The 15,894-nt window shown below is 67.7% G+C and carries 10 protein-coding genes; 2 read left to right on the top strand and 8 right to left on the bottom strand.

All coding sequences use genetic code 11. The features are described 5' to 3' along the window. Nucleotides 1-36: 36 nt before the first annotated feature. From DUGA2_RS02730 to DUGA2_RS02720, 3 genes are all read right to left on the bottom strand, one after another. The gene (locus tag DUGA2_RS02730) at nucleotides 37-4,185 is read right to left on the bottom strand and encodes an EAL domain-containing protein (RefSeq protein WP_070267057.1); all 4,149 of its coding nucleotides are present in this window, start codon (nucleotides 4,183-4,185) and stop codon (nucleotides 37-39) included. Beyond that, nucleotides 4,185-5,354 (bottom strand): ABC transporter substrate-binding protein, encoded by a 1,170-nt coding sequence (locus DUGA2_RS02725; protein WP_070267056.1) that lies wholly within the window; start codon nucleotides 5,352-5,354, stop codon nucleotides 4,185-4,187. Before DUGA2_RS02725 ends, DUGA2_RS02730 begins: the two co-directional genes overlap by 1 nt. 119 nt (nucleotides 5,355-5,473) lie before the next feature. Next, nucleotides 5,474-6,400 (bottom strand): ABC transporter substrate-binding protein, encoded by a 927-nt coding sequence (locus tag DUGA2_RS02720; RefSeq protein WP_070267055.1) that lies wholly within the window; start codon nucleotides 6,398-6,400, stop codon nucleotides 5,474-5,476. 181 nt (nucleotides 6,401-6,581) lie between these two features. Between DUGA2_RS02720 and DUGA2_RS02715 the strand changes: the two genes are divergently transcribed. Then, a complete protein-coding gene (locus DUGA2_RS02715) occupies nucleotides 6,582-7,928 on the top strand; it encodes an MATE family efflux transporter (protein ID WP_070267054.1) in 1,347 nt (448 codons plus the stop codon). Here DUGA2_RS02715 and DUGA2_RS02710 read toward each other — a convergent pair. Next, nucleotides 7,925-8,824, bottom strand: coding sequence for a LysR family transcriptional regulator (locus tag DUGA2_RS02710; RefSeq protein WP_070267053.1), 900 nt, complete (start codon nucleotides 8,822-8,824; stop codon nucleotides 7,925-7,927). The genes DUGA2_RS02715 and DUGA2_RS02710 overlap by 4 nt on opposite strands. 117 nt (nucleotides 8,825-8,941) lie before the next feature. Here DUGA2_RS02710 and DUGA2_RS02705 point away from each other — a divergent pair, with 117 nt between their 5' ends. After that, on the top strand, nucleotides 8,942-9,685 hold the full coding sequence (locus tag DUGA2_RS02705; RefSeq protein ID WP_070267108.1) for an SDR family oxidoreductase: 744 nt from the start codon (nucleotides 8,942-8,944) through the stop codon (nucleotides 9,683-9,685). A 51-nt stretch (nucleotides 9,686-9,736) separates the two neighbouring features. On the opposite strand, the gene DUGA2_RS02700 is transcribed toward DUGA2_RS02705, so the two are convergent. The 4 genes from DUGA2_RS02700 to DUGA2_RS02685 form a co-directional block, all read right to left on the bottom strand. Further along, entirely contained in the window at nucleotides 9,737-10,147 is a 411-nt protein-coding gene (locus DUGA2_RS02700; protein WP_070267052.1) for a hypothetical protein, read from the bottom strand. Nucleotides 10,148-10,158: 11 nt separating this feature from the next. Further along, entirely contained in the window at nucleotides 10,159-11,364 is a 1,206-nt protein-coding gene (locus DUGA2_RS02695) for a hypothetical protein (protein WP_070267051.1), read from the bottom strand. A gap of 275 nt (nucleotides 11,365-11,639) precedes the next feature. Beyond that, nucleotides 11,640-12,080 (bottom strand): carboxymuconolactone decarboxylase family protein, encoded by a 441-nt coding sequence (locus DUGA2_RS02690; protein ID WP_008448900.1) that lies wholly within the window; start codon nucleotides 12,078-12,080, stop codon nucleotides 11,640-11,642. A gap of 111 nt (nucleotides 12,081-12,191) precedes the next feature. Beyond that, nucleotides 12,192-15,800: a CHASE domain-containing protein gene (locus DUGA2_RS02685; protein WP_070267050.1), complete on the bottom strand. Its 3,609-nt coding sequence runs from the start codon at nucleotides 15,798-15,800 to the stop codon at nucleotides 12,192-12,194. Nucleotides 15,801-15,894 lie beyond the last annotated feature (94 nt).

Here is a 15,894-nt window from a genome sequence, read left to right as displayed (position 1 = left end):
GATTCTAGCCTGCCGGTTGTTGCTTATGTGTAAAAATCAACAAATTCGCGCGGCGACTGTTGTAGGCGTGTCGATATGGCGACGCACCAGTTCGGCGAATTGGTCCGCCGGCACGGCCGGACTCAGGTAGAAGCCCTGCAGCAGGTCGCACTCGCGGCCCTTGAGGAACTGCAGCTGGGCCTCGGTCTCCACGCCCTCGGCCACCACCTCCAGGCGCAGGCTGTGGGCCAGCGCGATGATGGCGCTGACGATGGCGGCATCGTCGGCGTCCTGCGGCACGTCGCGCACGAAGGAGCGGTCGATCTTGATGATGTCGACCGGGAAGCGCTTCAGGTAGGACAGCGAGGAGTAGCCGGTGCCGAAGTCGTCGATGGACAGGCGCACGCCCAGCGAGTGCAGGCGGTGCAGCGCGGCCAGCGTGTCCTGGGCGTTTTCCATCAGCGTGCTCTCGGTGATCTCCAGCTCCAGCAGGTCGGGCGGCAGGCCGGTGTCGGCCAGCACGGCTTCGACCGAGGCGGTGAAATCCTTTTGCAGCAACTGGCGCACCGACAGGTTGACCGCCACCCGCATCGGCGGCAGGCCGGCGCAGATGAACTGCTGCAGCTGGGCGCAGGCGGTGCGCAGCACCCAGTCGCCGAGCGGGTTGATCAGGCCGGTTTCCTCGGCCAGCGGGATGAAGTCGACCGGCGCGATCATGCCGCGGGTCGGATGGCGCCAGCGCACCAGCGCCTCCATGCCGATGATCTTGCCGCTGGCCAGGCAGGCTTGCGGCTGGTAGTACACTTCCAGCTGGTGCTGCTGCTCCATGGCGCGGCGCAGGTCGCTCTCCAGCCGCACGTGCTCGGAGATCGAATGCTCCATCGATGCTTCGTAGAACTGGAAGCCGGAGTTGGTGCGCTTGGCGCGGTACATGGCGCTGTCGGCGTGCTTGACCAGCGTGGCGACGTCGGCGCCGTCGTGCGGATACATGGCGATGCCGACGCTGGCGGTGACGAAGATGTCGTGGCCGTCGATGGGGAAGGGCGCCGACAGCACGCGCACGATGTTGTGGGCGGCGGTGGCGGCCGCGGCCGGGCTGTCGAGCTCGTTGAGGACGACGGTGAATTCGTCGCCGCCGAGGCGGGCCACGGCGTCGTCGGCGCGCACGGTGTGGCGCACGCGCTGGGCCACGGCCTGCAGCAGGCGGTCGCCGACGTCGTGGCCGAGGTTGTCGTTGACATACTTGAAGCGGTCCAGGTCCATGAACAGCACGGCCACCTGCTGGCCGTTGCCGGCGTGGCGGGCCTGCTCGATGCTGGCGGCCAGCAGCTCGAAGAACAGCGTGCGGTTGGGCAGGTTGGTCAGCACGTCGTTGTAGGCCAGGTGGCGGATGCGCTTCTCGGCGCGGTTGGCCTCGATGATGCGGCGCACCCGCTGCGACAGCACGGCGTAGTGGATCGGTTTCGGGATGTAGTCGCTGGCGCCGGCGGCGAACGCGCGCTCGACCGAGGAATTATCCTGCAGCGCGGTGATCATCAGCACCGGCACGGCGCCGGCGTTGGGCAGTTCCTGCATGCGGGCGCAGGCGGTGAAGCCGTCCATCACCGGCATCATCGCATCCATCAGGATCACGTCGGGCTGGAAGCGGGCCAGCATGGCCAGCGCTTGCGCGCCGTCGGCCGCTTCCTCGACGCGGAAGCCGTCGCGCTGCAGGGTGTGGCGCAGCGTGCTGCGGGTGCTGCGGTCGTCGTCGACCACCAGCACCTGCGGGCGCTCGTCGCCGGTCTGCGGCGCGGCCGGGGCGGTGTCGCTGATCTCGGCTTGCAGGAAGGCGGCCAGCGCCTCGTAGTGGGCGCGCAGCGGCGCCAGCAGCGGTTCGATCTGCCCGGGCTGCTGTTCGGCGGCGAAGTGTTCGGCCTGCTGCGCCAGCTGGGCCAGCGTTTCGGCGCCGAAGTTGCCGGAGGAGCCCTTGAGCGCGTGGGCGCGGGCGCGGGCGGTATGCATGTCGCCCGCTTGCACGGCTTGTTCCAGTTCGTCCAGGCAGGCCGGGGTGTCTTCCAGGTAGGGCGTGACGGCGTGCGGCAGCGTGTCGCCCAGCACTTCGCGCAGCTTGTCGAACACGGCCGGGTCGACCGGGCAGGGGATGCCGGCGCCGCGCGGCGCCGCGGCATAGGCCTGGGCCGCCGTGGCCTGCGGGGTGGGCGTGCTGAGCGGGCCGCCGTGCGGCAGCCATTTTTCCAGCTTGTGGCGCAGCTCGACCAGCGTGATCGGCTTGGCCAGGTAATCGTCCATGCCGGCGGCCAGGCATTTTTCGGCGTCGCCGACCTGGGTGTTGGCGGTCATCGCCACCAGCGGCGTGCGCCGGCCCATGGCCAGCTCGGCCAGGCGGATGTGGGCGGTGGCTTCGTAGCCGTCCATCTCCGGCATGCTGCAATCCATCAGGATCAGGTCGAAGCGCTCGCGCTGGGCGGCGCGCACGGCTTCGACGCCGTCGGCCGCGAATTCGCAGACGCAGCCGTTCATCGCCAGCATGCCGGCGGCCACCATCTGGTTGGTGCGGTTGTCCTCGGCCACCAGCACGCGGAACTGGCGCTCGGGCTCGGCGGCGGCCGGGCTCAAGGTCGGCGTCAGCGACGGCACCGGCAGCGGCGCGGCCGATGGCGCGGCGGTTGGCGGACGCATCGGCAACGGCGGGCCGGCCACTTGCTGCAGCGCCGGGCGGCACAGGATGGAGAAGGTGAAGGTGGTGCCACGGCCGGCCTCGCTGTCGACGCCGATGCGGCCGCCCAGCAGCTCGACCAGCTGCTTGCAGATGGCCAGGCCGAGGCCGGTGCCGCCGTAGCGGCGCGTGGTGCTCGGGTCCGGCTGCACATAGGCTTCGAACAGGTGGCGGCGCACTTCTTCGCTCATGCCGATGCCGGTGTCGCGCACTTCGAAGCTCAGGCCGAAGGCGGCGCCCGGCAGCAGCGCGACGGCGATCGCCACTTCGCCGCGGTCGGTGAACTTGATGGCGTTGCCGATCAGGTTGATGAGGATCTGGCGCAGGCGCAGCGAATCGCCGGCGATGCGGGCCGGCACGTCGGGCGCGATGGTCCAGTTCAGGGACACGCCTTTCTGCTGCGCCGGGCGGGCCACCAGCTCGGTCACTTCGGACAGCAGGGTGCCGAGGCAGAATTCGGTTTCCTCCAGCTTGAGCTTGCCCGCTTCCATCTTGGAGAAGTCGAGGATGTTGTTGATCAGCGCGATCAGCGTGCGCGAGGAATTCCAGGCGACGTCGACGAACTCCTGCTGGCGCTGGGTGAGGCGGGTTTCCTTCAGCATGTCGAGCATGCCGACCACGCCGTTGAGCGGCGTGCGCACCTCGTGGCTGACGGTGGCGGCGAACTGCGCCTTCATCTGCGCCATGTTGACGGCGGCGTCGCGCGAGTCCTTCAGTTCGGCCTCGCGCTGCTCCAGCACGTTCATCATCTGGTTGAAGGCGTGGGCCATCTCGATCAGGTCGCGCGGGCCGGCCGGCGCCGCGCGCATGCCCGATTCGCCGGACTCGGCGCGGCGCATCAGCGTCGACAGCGCGTTGAGCGGGTTGATCATGTGGCGCGTCAGCAGGCGGCCCAGCACCAGCAGCACCACGGCGAAGGACAGGGTCAGCGCCAGGTTGCCCAGCAATAGCGACCAGGTCAGCTGCTTGAGCGTGCTCTTGGCGATCTGCACGTGGACGTAACCGAGCAGCTGCTGCTGGTGTTCCTGCAATTCGAACGGCGAAGCCTCGCTCTGGCCGCCGTAGACCGGCGCGGCGAACAGCCAGCCGTCGGCGGTTTCGCCGACCAGGCCGGCGTGGGCTGGCACCGGCTTCGACAGGTTGGCTTGGTCCAGCCTGGCGCCGTCGACCACCTTGGACAGCAGCACCTTGCGCTTGGTATCCATGATCTGCAGCGCCGCCACGTCCGGGAAGGACAGCGTGGAGTTGACCACTTCGCGGGCGTTCTCGGACGAGTGGAACAGCAGCGCCAGCGTGCTCTGGCGGGCCAGGTTGTCGGCGATGCGCTGGCCCTGTTCGATGAAATAGTCGCGCATGCGGGCATTGGCTTCCCACGAGTTCATCAGCGCGGAGAACACGGCCAGCCCGAGAATCGCGCCGGAGACGATGACGGTGAGCTGGCGCTGGAAACCGGTACGGCGCAGGAAATTACGGACTATGTTAATCATCAGGGCTGCGGATAGACGAAATCGAAACTGCGCTGTTGCAATGCGCCCAGGTTGAGACCGATGTGGCTGGCCGTGCGGAGATTGATGGCGGTCTGCAGCTCGCGCAGCGGCACCAGCGCGCGGCGGCGGACGTCGCCGGCGATCACGCCCAGCGCCGAGGCGGCCAGCGTGCGGCCCAGCTCGACGTTGTCCGGCACCATGGCGAACAGCGCGCCTTTCTTCACGTGCAGCACGTTGCTGGAGAACAGCGGCACGCCGCTGTTCCACGATTCGCGCAGCACCAGCGGCAGGATGGTGCTTTCCTCGACGGTGGTGCTGTCGTGCGGCAGCCAGACGGCGTCGTGGCGGTTGTCGGCGGCGGCGATCAGCTGCGGATACAGCTGGGCGGCGCGGGCCAGGTCGCCGGCCACGTGGGCTTGCAGCTCCAGCCCCTGGGCCTTGGCGGCCTCGCGCGCCAGCTTGACCAGCCATTCGGATTTCTGCGGGTTGTAGACCACGATCACGCGCTTGAGTTCCGGCAGCAGCGCGCGCAGGCGCGAGAACAGCATGGCCGGATCGGGCGTCATGCTGATGCCCATCACGTTCTCGGCGTCGGACAGCAGCAGCACGCCGCCGGCCAGCACGGCGATCTCGCGGTCCAGCCCGGCGGTGGCGTTCAAGCCCTGGCGGCCCAGCGCGATCACCACCTTGGTGCCGTTGCGCTTGAGCGTGGCGTTCAGCTCGGCGGTATCGACCCTGGGATCGACCGGGTAGCTGCGGACCTTGAGCTTGGTCCGCTCCTCGATGCCCTGGATCATGGCGATGAAGGCGGAGCGGAACGGTTCCTCGACGTTGGGGTAGACCACGGCGATGGTGCCCTTGCCGATGGAAGCCTGCAATTCGGGGCGGCGCAACTGGTCTTCCAGCTGGGCCAGGGTGACGGGGCGCACGTCGGCGCGCAGCGGCGCCGGCATGGGCATGGGCGGGGAAGACTGGAGCGGCGACTGCGGCGGCGAGACGAGCGGCGCGGCCGGCTCGATCAGCATGCCGCCATGGGCGGCGCCGGCGCTGACCAGCGCTATGCTGGACGGAATCACGCCGCCCCCGGCCTGCGCGGCGCCGGCGACGCTCGCCAGCAGCAGGGCGGCGGCGCGTCTCCAGCGCCGTGGATTGAATATTGTGTTTTTCATCAGACGATCTTTACTGCACTTCTACTGCGGCGCCAGGAATGACGTTATTAAGATGCTTTCATAGTATAAGCTGAGAATTTGCAATTCGGAAATAATATCGGCCTATGGCGGGCTCGTCCCTAGGGTTCGGGGAAGACGGCGTCGAAGCTCCGTTGTTGGCTGGAGACAAGATTGAGGCCGATGTGGCTGGCGGTGCGGGAATTGAGCGCGCTGCGCACCGCGCGCAGCGGCGTGACGCCGCGCCTGGGCTGCTCGCCGTTTTGCATGGACAGCGCCAGCGCGGCGAGGTCGCGGCCCAGCTGCACATTGTTGGGATACATGCCGAACAGTACACCTTTCTTGACGTGCAAGACGCTGCTGGAAAACACCGGCACGTTGCGGCTCCACGACTCCTTCAGCACCAGCGGCAGGATGGTGGTTTCCTCGACGGTGGTGCTGTCCTGCGGCAGCCACAGCGCGTCGCGGTGGCCGTCGGCGGCGGCCAGCTGGGTTTCGTAGGCGCGCGCCGCGCCGGCCAGGTCGGACGCCTCCAGCGCGGCCAGCTCCAGCCCCAGGCTTCGGGCGGCCTCGCGGGCCAGGCGGATCTGCGTCTCGTTGACGGCCGGGTTGTAGACCACGATCACGCGGCGTATGCCGGGCAGCAGGTTTTTCAGCATGGAGAACAGCAGGGCGGGGTCGGGCGTGAGGCTGATGCCGTTGAGGCGGTCGGCGTCCGGCGACGGGCCGACGCCGCCGACCACGACGGCCTGCGCCGGGTCCAGCGTGCCGGCCGCCTTCAAGCCCTGGCGGCCGAGGGCGATCACCACCTTGCCGTTTTTGAGCAGGTTGCGCAGTTCGCCCAGGTCGGTGGCGGCCGTCAGCGCGATGGCGCGCGGCCTGGCCTTCGATTGTTCCTCGATGCCCTGGAGGATTTCGGCAAACACCGTGCGATAGGGATCGCCGATGTCGGGATACAACACCGTCAGCGTCTGGGCGTTGGCCTGCCCGCCGAGTAAGCTCAGCAACAGGACCAGCAAATGGGCAACGACGTAAATGGTGAATCGCACAATGATAGTCGCGGCTGGGTAAGAACAGCGGAAGTGTATCCTTTGCTAACGATTCTACCTTCATAGATAATTTCAATGTAGAGGATGAAAGCGCTTCCAGTTGATATAAACTAAGATTCTGGCAACACTTATTTAACATTGCTCCATGCCTGCCTCCAAAACCCCGGTCCGCACACCACCCATGTTCAACCTCGCCTGGCCCCTGCTCGTGGAGCTGGGACTGGCGATAGCCTCCAGCGTGATCGGCACGGCGCTGGCCTCGCGCATCTCCGACGCCGCCGGCGGCGCCTTCGCCATCGCCAGCCAGGTGTCGGCCACCTTGTTCATCCTGTTCCGCATCATCGGCGCCGGCGTCAGCGTGGTGGTGACGCAAAACCTGGGCGGCGGCCAGCGCGCGGCGGCCGACCGCGTGGCCTGCGCGGTGGTGGGCGCCAGCACCTGGCTGGGCGTCGTCACCGGCCTGATGGCGCTGCTGGGCGCGCACGGCGTGCTGCACCTGCTGAACGCGCCGGCCGAAGTGCTGCCGCTGGCGGCGCCGTTCCTGCAGGCGCTGGCGCCGGCCATGCTGCTCGACGCCTGGAACGCCTCGATGGCCAGCGTGATGCGCGCCCACCTGCGCACGCGCGACACGCTGGTGGTGCTGGCGATCATGCACCTCAGCCACCTGGCGCTGGCGATACCGCTGATGCACGGCTGGGGGCCGATACCGGCGCTGGGCCTGCCCGGCTACGCGGTGGCGCTGGCGGTCAGCCGCGCCATCGGCCTGGCGCTGCACCTGCTGATGTGGCGCGTGCACCTGCACATCCGCGTGGCGCGCGACGACTGGTGGCGCCTGCCGCGCCGCGAACTGGGCGCGGTGCTGCACATCGGCCTGCCCGGTGCGGCCGAGAACATCGCCTGGCGCCTGGCCTTCATGGTCAGCGTGGCGACGGCGGCGGAGCTGGGCGCGAGGTCGCTGGCGACGCAGGCCTATGTGCTGCAGCTGATGGGCGGCGTGATGATGTTCAGCATCGCCACCGGACTGGCGGTGGAAATCGTGGTCGGCTATCTGATCGGCGCCGGGCGGCTGCGCGAGGCGCATGGCGTGGTGCGGCGTTCGCTGGCGCGCGGACTGGTGGTCTGCGTGCTGATCGCCGCCTGCGCCGCGCTGCTGGGGCGATGGCTGCTGGGCTGGTTCACGCAGGACCAGGAGATCATCGCGGCCGGGGCCACGCTGTTGTGGATCACCGTGCTGCTGGAGCCGGGCCGCACCTTCAACCTGGTGGTGATCAACGCGCTGCGCGCCGCCGGCGACGCGCGCTTTCCCGTGATGGCGGGCGCCCTGTCGATGCTGCTGGTGCTGGCCGGCGGCAGCTGGCTGCTGGGCGTGGTGCTGGGCTGGGGCTTGCCCGGCGTGTGGATCGCCTACGCCGCCGACGAATGGATACGCGGCCTGGTCATGTGGCGCCGCTGGCAGACCCACGCCTGGGTGCCGCACGCGCGCGCCTCGCGCAAGCGGCTGCGGCCTGTCATCGTGGTCGAAGGCTAGGCCAGTTCCGCGAAGCGCCCGGTGATCCAGTCGATGAACACGCGTACGCGGTTGCTCAGGTGCCGGTTGGGCGGATAGACCACGTGGAACGCGTAGGGCGCCGGCTGCCAGCTTTTCAGGATGGGCACCAGCGCGCCGCTGGCGATGTGGTCGCGGGCGATGTAGTCGAAGGTCTGGATCACGCCCAAGCCGGCCAGCGCCGCCGCGAAGTGGGCATTGCTCTCGTTGATGCCGATGGCGTGGCGCGGCCGTATCTCCAGCTTCTGGCCGGCGCGCGCGAAACTGGCCGGCACCGGCCGCCCGCTGCGGGCGGACAGATAATTGATGAAGCGGTGTTCGCCTTCCAGCTCGGACGGATGGCGCGGCGTGCCGTGCGCCGCCAGGTAGTCCGGCGTGGCGCAGGTGATCCAGGCCGCCTTGCCGATCGGCCGCGCCACCAGCGACAGGTCGGTGATGACGCCGCCCCGTATCACGCAATCGACGTTGTCGCTGATGAGGTCCACGTGGCGGTCGCTGACGCCCAGGTCGAGCTGGATGCCGGGATAGCGTTCCAGGAATTCCGGCAGCGCCGGCACGATGATGCGGCTGGCCACCGAGGAACCGGTGTCCACGCGCAGGTGGCCGCGCGGTGTGCCGTGGGCGGCGCCGAAGCTGTTGTCGATGTCCCCGAGATCCTTGATGAACCGCGTCGCCCTCTCGTAGTACAGGGCGCCGTCTTCCGTGACGGCGACATGGCGCGTGGTCCGCTGCAGCAGGCGCACGCCCAGGTGCGCCTCCAGCGACTGCACCAGCTTCGTCACCGTGGCCTTGGGCATTTGCAGCGAATCGGCCGCCTTGGTAAAGGTTCCCGCCTCCACCACGCGGGCGAAGGTGCGCATTGCCAGTAGCTGATCCATGATTCCTCCTGCTTCGATTATACATACAGGGGAATAAAGCATTCATTTATAGCTACTTTATCGAATAATGCGATGGCCTTAAAGTGGCTGCACTCAACTCACTTTATGGAGCAGATCATGAAACTTCAAGGCAAAGTAGCACTCATCACCGGCGGCACCTCGGGCATCGGCCTGGCGACGGCGCAGGAGTTCGCGCGGCAGGGCGCCACCGTCTACGTTACCGGCCGCCGCCAGCCGGAGCTCGACGCCGCGGTCGACGCCATCGGCCACGGTGCCGTCGGCGTGCGCGCGGACAGCGCCAATCTGGCGGACCTGGACCGCGTGTGTGCGGAAATCGGCCGCCGCTCCGGCCAGCTGGACATCCTGTTCGCCAACGCCGGCGGCGGCGACATGCAGCCGCTGGGGGCGATCACCGAGGAGCATTTCGACCGCATCTTCGGCGCCAATGTGCGCGGCACCGTGTTCACCGTGCAGAAGGCGCTGCCGCTGCTGAAGGATGGCGCCTCGGTGATACTGTCCGGTTCGACGACGACGGTGCAGGGCACGGAGAACTTCAGCGTCTACAGCGCCAGCAAGGCGGCGGTGCGCAACTTCGCCCGCTCCTGGCTGCTGGACCTGAAACCGCGCGGCATCCGCGTCAACGTCATCAGCCCTGGCCCGGTGGCCACGCCGGGTTTGGCCGGGCTGGTGCCGGCCGAGCATGTGGACGGTTTGTATGGCCACCTGGCCAGCCTGGTGCCGATGGGCCGCCTGGGCGATGCGGCGGAAATCGCCAAGGGCGTGCTGTTCCTGGCCTCCGCCGACAGCAGCTTCGTGAACGGCATCGAGCTGTTCGTCGACGGCGGCGTCGCGCAGATCTGAGGATAAAAAAAGCGCCGGAAATTCCGGCGCTGTTGCTGGCAGCGGTGCGGCTTACTGCACCGTGAGGATCACCTTGACGGTGTCGTCGACCTGCGATTTCTCGATGTAGCCGATGGCCTGCGGATCGGCCGCCACGGCTTTCTTCACCTCGGCGCTGGAGCCCAGCTCCTTCGGTGCGCTGGCCTTGCCGGTAAATACCAGCTTGGACCAGATGGCCTTGACCTGCGTGGAATCCTTGTCCAGCACTTTTTTATAGAACTCGTTGCGCAGCGGGCCGTCGGTGTGCTCGATAGGCGTGAACAGCGTCGATTTACCAAGGAAGAACTGGGCCGCCTGTTCGCTGAACATGCGCGTGGCCGGATTCTTCGGGCTGACGATGACGACGATTTCCGCCGCGAATACAGGGGCTGCGGCCAGCCATACGCCTGCCGCCAGCAGCAATTTTCCGATAGTCGTTTTCATATGGGTTCTCCTTAGAAGACGAAATCGATGGCGGCGGCGTACACGTTGACGGTGCTGCCCGCAAAGCCCGGTTTGGGATTGAGGAAGTAGCCCGCGCCGTCGCGCGTTTTGATGCGATCCATCTGCACCTTGAACGCGGCCGATTTGTAGAAGTCCCAGCGCACGCCGATGCCGGTGGTCGATTGCAGGCCGGATTTGATGGCCGCGTTGGTGCCGGCGGTCAGCGCCGCCAATGGACCCGCGGTCGGCATCGACGCGAAGTCGCGGACGCTGTCCTGCTTGACGTCGCCGTGCACGATGAAGGGCACGAACTTGCCGTAGCGGTAGCCCATCATGATGTACCAGGAACTGGTGTCCGGCACCAGGCGCGATTCGGTCTTGCGCTTCGCGTATTCGGCCTGGCCGATGATATTGTTGTAGTCCATCGTGATGCCGGCCGACGTGAAGGTGCCCTTGATGTCGGTGAGCTTGACTTCATTCGCCACCGAGGTCAGGCCGACTTTGTTCAGCGTGCCCACCAGGCCGGTGAGGCTGGCGTTGTCGTAGATGCCGAAGCTGGCCTGCGAGCGGCCGATGCGGTAGGTGAACGGGCCGTTCTCCACCAGCAGCTGGGTCGAGACCACAGGCTTGAAGTCGACGTAGTAATTGCCCGGCGAGCGCACCTTGGCGCGGCCGACCGCCGCCTGCGCGGTCACGGTGGTGTCGCCGAAGCTGTGCTGGTAGACCACGTCGCCGCCGTCGGCGTTATCGACCGTGACCTGGCGATACACCTCGTTCGGCGGGCGCAGCATGGTGTTGGCGTAGCCGACGTTGCGCACGTCGGAAATCATGTACACCGGCAGGCCGATGCGGCCCACGCGCAGCGAGAAATCGTCATTGAGCTTGAACTTGGCGAAAGCCCATGCCAGTTCGGCGCCGAACTGGTCGTTGTTGCCATTCTTGCGGACCAGGCCTTGCGCGGTGAACGAGACGGTGTCGCTCCATTTGGCGGTGGCCTGGATGCCGAGATTCGAATCGACGCCGGGGCGTGCGTGCTTGGTGACGCCGGACGCCTGGTTGACGCGGTTGAATTCCGCCTGGTCGGAGTTGGACATCGTCAGGGCGCCGGTGCCGAAACCGCTGACGGTGATCGGCATGCCGTCCTGCGCACGGGCGGTGGTGGCGGCCAAGGCGCCGAGGACTGCTAAAGCTGTAATTGCAAGCTTGGGTTGTTTCATCGTGTACCCCTCCGTTGGTTGATGGCGCCGTTATAGGTTGTTGTGTGCGCCTTTTTTAGTGTGGCCCGGGGAGCAGGGCTTGTGGGCGATTTTGTGGAGAAATGTCACAATTGCGTTGTGCAGAGGCAACAAATTGCAAGATGGAAGCGGTGTCATATGATGCAAACGGCAAGCTTGTCTAAAGGATGTGCTTGATCTACAGAGGGTATTCGGCGGCGGCCGGCGCGCCTTGTCCAAGACAGCCATGACACAATTTGCGCCGGCGCGCGGGGTGTTTACAGGGCCGGCATTTTGCGGAAGCCGACGCCCAGGCGGTTCCAGGAATTGATGGTGTTGATGGCCAGCGTCAGGTCCACTTGTTCCTTGGGCGTGAACTGGGCTTGCAGCCGTTCGTAGTCGGCGTCCGGTGCGTGGGTGGTGGAGAGCTGGGTCAGCGCCTCGGTCCAGGCCAGCGCGGCCTGTTCGCGCTCGCTGAAGAACGGCGTTTCGCGCCATGCGGCCACGCCGTGCATGCGGCGGTCGCTCTCGCCGGCCTTGCGGGCGTCGGTGGTGTGCATGTCGATGCAGAAGGCGCAGCCGTTGATCTGCGAGGCGCGCAGCTTGACCAGCTCCAGCAGCGACGGCTCCAGTCCCAGTTTATTGACCGCGACTTCCAGCGCGATCATGGCTTTCATGGCGTCGGGGGAGGCGGTGTAGAAGTCGGTGCGTGCGTTCATGGTGGTCTTCCTTCAATGTGGTGGGTGAATGAAGCCATTGTAGGAGACCAATCGCGGGCCTGGAGAGGCCAATCCGGACTGAAAACACCAGTCCAATGCGCATTGCGCGGTCTAGCGGCCGGCAGCCGCGCGCTGGGCGGCGGGGAGGTTGCGGGCGATGGCGCGCAGCATCTGTTCGACGTCGATAGGCTTGGCGATGAAGTCGTTCATGCCGGAGGCGATGCACTGCTCGCGCTCGGACAGCATGACGCCGGCCGTCATCGCCAGCACCGGCAGCTCCAGTTTGAGTTCGCCGCGGATGCGGGCGGTGGCTTCGAAGCCGTCCATCTCCGGCATCTGCACGTCCATCAGCACCAGGTCGTAGCGGTGGGCGTCGGTGCGCAGCAGGTCGAGCGCGGCGCGGCCGTTGTCCACCGATTCGATGCTGGCGCCGGCGTGGGCCAGCATGCTTTGCGCCACCAGCTGGTTGATCGGATTGTCCTCCACCAGCAGGATGCGCACACCGTCGATGCGCACGCCCGGGGCGCCGGCATCGGCGCCCGGCGCGGCGCTGGCGACGACGGGCGCCTTGTTCAACGCCAGTTGCAGGGTTTCGTTCAGGCGGGCCATGGTGACGGGCTTGAGCAGCACCGCGTTGGCCGCCTCCGCGCCCTCGGTGTGCAGCAGCTTGCCCTGGCCGAAGGCGCTGACCATCAGGATCACGGCGGGGCAGTGGTCCGGCATGGCGGCGCGGATCGCCTGCATGGTATCGAGGCCGTTCATGCCGGGCATGTCCCAGTCGACCAGCACCGCGTCGTAGCGGGTGGCGGCGGAGCGCAGCAGCGCCAGCGCCTGTTCGCCCGAGCCGGCCCGGTCGCTGCTCCAGCCGCGCGCGACGATGGTGCGGCACAGATAATCGGCGCCGAGCGGATCGTCGTCGACCACCAGCAGGTGCTGGGGCGGCAGCTGCGCGCCTTGCGGCGGCGGCTCGTCGGCGCGCAGCAGCGGCACGGTCAGCGTGAAGGCGCTGCCGGCGCCGGAGGTGCTCCGGACTTCGATGGCGCCGCCCATCAGCGCGGCGATGCGGCGCGAGATCACCAGTCCCAGGCCGGTGCCGCCGAAGCGCCGCGTCATCGAGGCGTCGGCCTGCGAGAACGGCGCGAACAACTGCGCCAGCTGGTCCGGCGGGATGCCGATGCCGCTGTCGCGCACCGTGAAGCGCAGCGTGGCCGTGCCGTCGGTGGCGGCGTCGCCGATGCGCTCGACCAGCACCGATACCGATCCCTTCTCGGTGAACTTGATGGCGTTGCCGACCAGGTTGATCAGGATCTGCTGCAAGCGGTGGCCGTCGCCGAGCAGCGACTGCGGCACGTCGGCTTCGACGCCGATGGCCAGCTCCAGGTCTTTCTCGCCGGAGTTGACGGTCATGATGGTGGCGATGGCCTCGAGCACGGCCTGCAGCTGGAACGGCGCCGGCGCCAGCTCCATGCGGCCGGCCTCGATCTTGGAGAAGTCCAGCACGTCGTTGAGGATGCTGAGCAGCGAATTGCCGGACGACCGTATCATCTTCAGATACTTTTGCTGGTCGGGCGAGAGCGAGGTGTTGTTCAACAAATGCGTCATGCCCAGCACGGCGTTGAGCGGGGTGCGGATTTCATGGCTCATGTTGGCGACGAATTCGGACTTGGCGCGGCTGGCCGCTTCGGCCAGGTCGCGGGCGACGATCAGCGAGCTTTCCGATTCGCGCAGCGCGGCGGTCTTTTCCTCGGCCAGCGCGGAGGCGTAGGCCTGGCGCGCGGTCAGCGCCCGCACCACGCCGAAGAACAGCAGGCTGATGATGGCGCCGGCCAGCAGCACGATGTGCGACTTCTGACGGTCGATGGAATTCTCGAACGCCGGCAGCGACGTGAAACGCAGCGTCCAGCGATGGTGCAGCAGCACCAGCGGCGCGGTGCGCAGATAGGGATTGGGATACTGCAGGCTGTCGTCTGCGCTGCGCTTGCTGCTGGCGTACAGGCGGGCTTCGGGCGTAGTGTCCTTGCCGTCGAAGATCTCCAGCTGGATCGCCTGGTCGGCGGGGCCGAGCAGGCCGGCCATCATGTCGTCGGCGCGGATCGGGCTATACGAATAACCCTGCAGCGCCGCCATGCGCTGCGCCGCCGTCAGCGCGGCGCCCGGCGTGGCGGGCTTGCGGTAGATCGGGAAGTACATCAGGAAGCCGGGCTGGCCCTCGTTGCCGGCGTTCTGCACCAGCACCACCTTGGCCGACAGCACCGGCTCGCCGGTGCGCGCGGCCTCCAGCAGCGCGGCGCGGCGGATCGGCTCGGACATCATGTCGTAGCCGAAGGCGCGCAGGTTCTGGCCCTGGAACGGTTCCAGGTACAGCACCACGGTCGACATCTCGCCCAGGCTCTCGCCCGGCCGCGACCAGATGCGGAAGTCGGGATGCCCCTGGCCGCGCACCTGCGCCGCCAGCGCGTCGCGGCCGGCGGCCGGCACCAGCGGCGCGTAGCCCAGCCCCAGCACGCCGGGGAAGCTGTGCGGCAGGTCCAGCGCGTCGGCGAAGTCGCGCCACTGCGCGCGGGTCGGCTCCGGTTCGGCATTGAACAGCGCCCGCGCCCCGCGCAAGCCCGATTCGTACAGGGCCATGCGGCTGGCGATGCGCTCGGCGATGTCGCCGCATTCGGTGTCGAACTGTTCGCGCGCGCGGCGCTCGGTGCTCAGCGCCACCAGGTGCCAGACCACCACCGTCAGGCCGACGCCGATCAGCAGCGTGGCCCATTGCGCGGCGCTGTGGCCGCGCACCGCGCCGCTCATGCGCCGGCGCTCGCTGGCGTCGGCGCACAGCACCATGCCGATCAGGCTGCACAGCACGACGAAGCTGTCGAGCGCGATCAGCGCGTCGTTCAGCGTGCCGACCGCGAACGGGCCCAGGCCGCGGATGGTGCACCACACCGCGCCGCCGGCCGTCGCCAGGCAGACCAGGCAGGCGCCGCGCAGGCCGTGGCGGTACGAGGCCCAGCCCACGCACAGCATGAAGATGTAGGGCAGCCAGCCCAGGCCATCGCCGCCGGCGTAGCGGCGGCCGAAGATCCAGGCGATCAGCGCCGCCAGCGCCGCCAGCGACAGCGCCGCCTCCAGCGCCACGGCCGGCCGCCAGCGCGGGTGGCGCCAGGCCAGGATCGCCGGCGCCACCGTCAGCACGCCGGCGATGTCGCCGACCCACCAGGTCAGCGCCACGGTGCCGTAGGCGGCGGCAGGCACCACGCCGCCGGCCACCAGCGTGCTGCTGCCGATGCCGGCGCTGAGCACGCACACGACCAGGGCGATCATCGCGAATTTGTAGACATCCTGCAGTTGGCTGAGCGGCCGCGCGCTGTCGGTGTAGCGCCGCATCAGCCAGGCGCCGGCCAGCGCTTCGAGGGTGTTGCCGAAGGCGATCAGCAGCGAGGCCGTCACCAGGCCTGTGCTCAGCGGCAGGCCGTTGGCGGTGAAGGTGGCCAGGTTGGCGGCCAGTGCGCCCAACAGGATCGCCGGCCAGGCCCGGTAGCCCATCAGCAGGACGGCGGCGAAGGCGATGCCCGACGGCGGCCAGACCGGCGTGGCGTTGGTGTGGGCGAAGGCCAGCATCAGGCTGGCGTTGGCGACCAGGTAGTAGCACACGGTCAGCAGCACCAGCGCGAGCGGCGCGGGGCCTGAGTGGGGGGCTGGCGGATTGTCCGGTTTGGGGCCTGCGCGCATGGCAGATAGCTAGGTTGTCTGGGTGGCAATCACTATACCCCGAAATGCGGCGGAGCGACATTTGTTGGGTTTATGGCAGGAGGACGTAGCCAAC

Origin of the sequence: Duganella sp. HH101 (genome assembly GCF_001758795.1) — a bacterium.
Lineage (GTDB): Bacteria > Pseudomonadota > Gammaproteobacteria > Burkholderiales > Burkholderiaceae_D > Rugamonas > Rugamonas rivuli.
This window is presented reverse-complemented; position numbering and strand designations above follow the sequence as displayed.

Coding starts and splice junctions, on each gene's coding strand:
- DUGA2_RS02730 (WP_070267057.1), bottom strand. CDS start 4,185: ATGATTAACATAGTCCGTAATTTCCTGCGCCGTACCGGTTTCCAGCGC.
- DUGA2_RS02725 (WP_070267056.1), bottom strand. CDS start 5,354: ATGAAAAACACAATATTCAATCCACGGCGCTGGAGACGCGCCGCCGCC.
- DUGA2_RS02715 (WP_070267054.1), top strand. CDS start 6,582: ATGTTCAACCTCGCCTGGCCCCTGCTCGTGGAGCTGGGACTGGCGATA.
- DUGA2_RS02710 (WP_070267053.1), bottom strand. CDS start 8,824: ATGGATCAGCTACTGGCAATGCGCACCTTCGCCCGCGTGGTGGAGGCG.
- DUGA2_RS02705 (WP_070267108.1), top strand. CDS start 8,942: ATGAAACTTCAAGGCAAAGTAGCACTCATCACCGGCGGCACCTCGGGC.
- DUGA2_RS02700 (WP_070267052.1), bottom strand. CDS start 10,147: ATGAAAACGACTATCGGAAAATTGCTGCTGGCGGCAGGCGTATGGCTG.
- DUGA2_RS02695 (WP_070267051.1), bottom strand. CDS start 11,364: ATGAAACAACCCAAGCTTGCAATTACAGCTTTAGCAGTCCTCGGCGCC.
- DUGA2_RS02690 (WP_008448900.1), bottom strand. CDS start 12,080: ATGAACGCACGCACCGACTTCTACACCGCCTCCCCCGACGCCATGAAA.
- DUGA2_RS02685 (WP_070267050.1), bottom strand. CDS start 15,800: ATGCGCGCAGGCCCCAAACCGGACAATCCGCCAGCCCCCCACTCAGGC.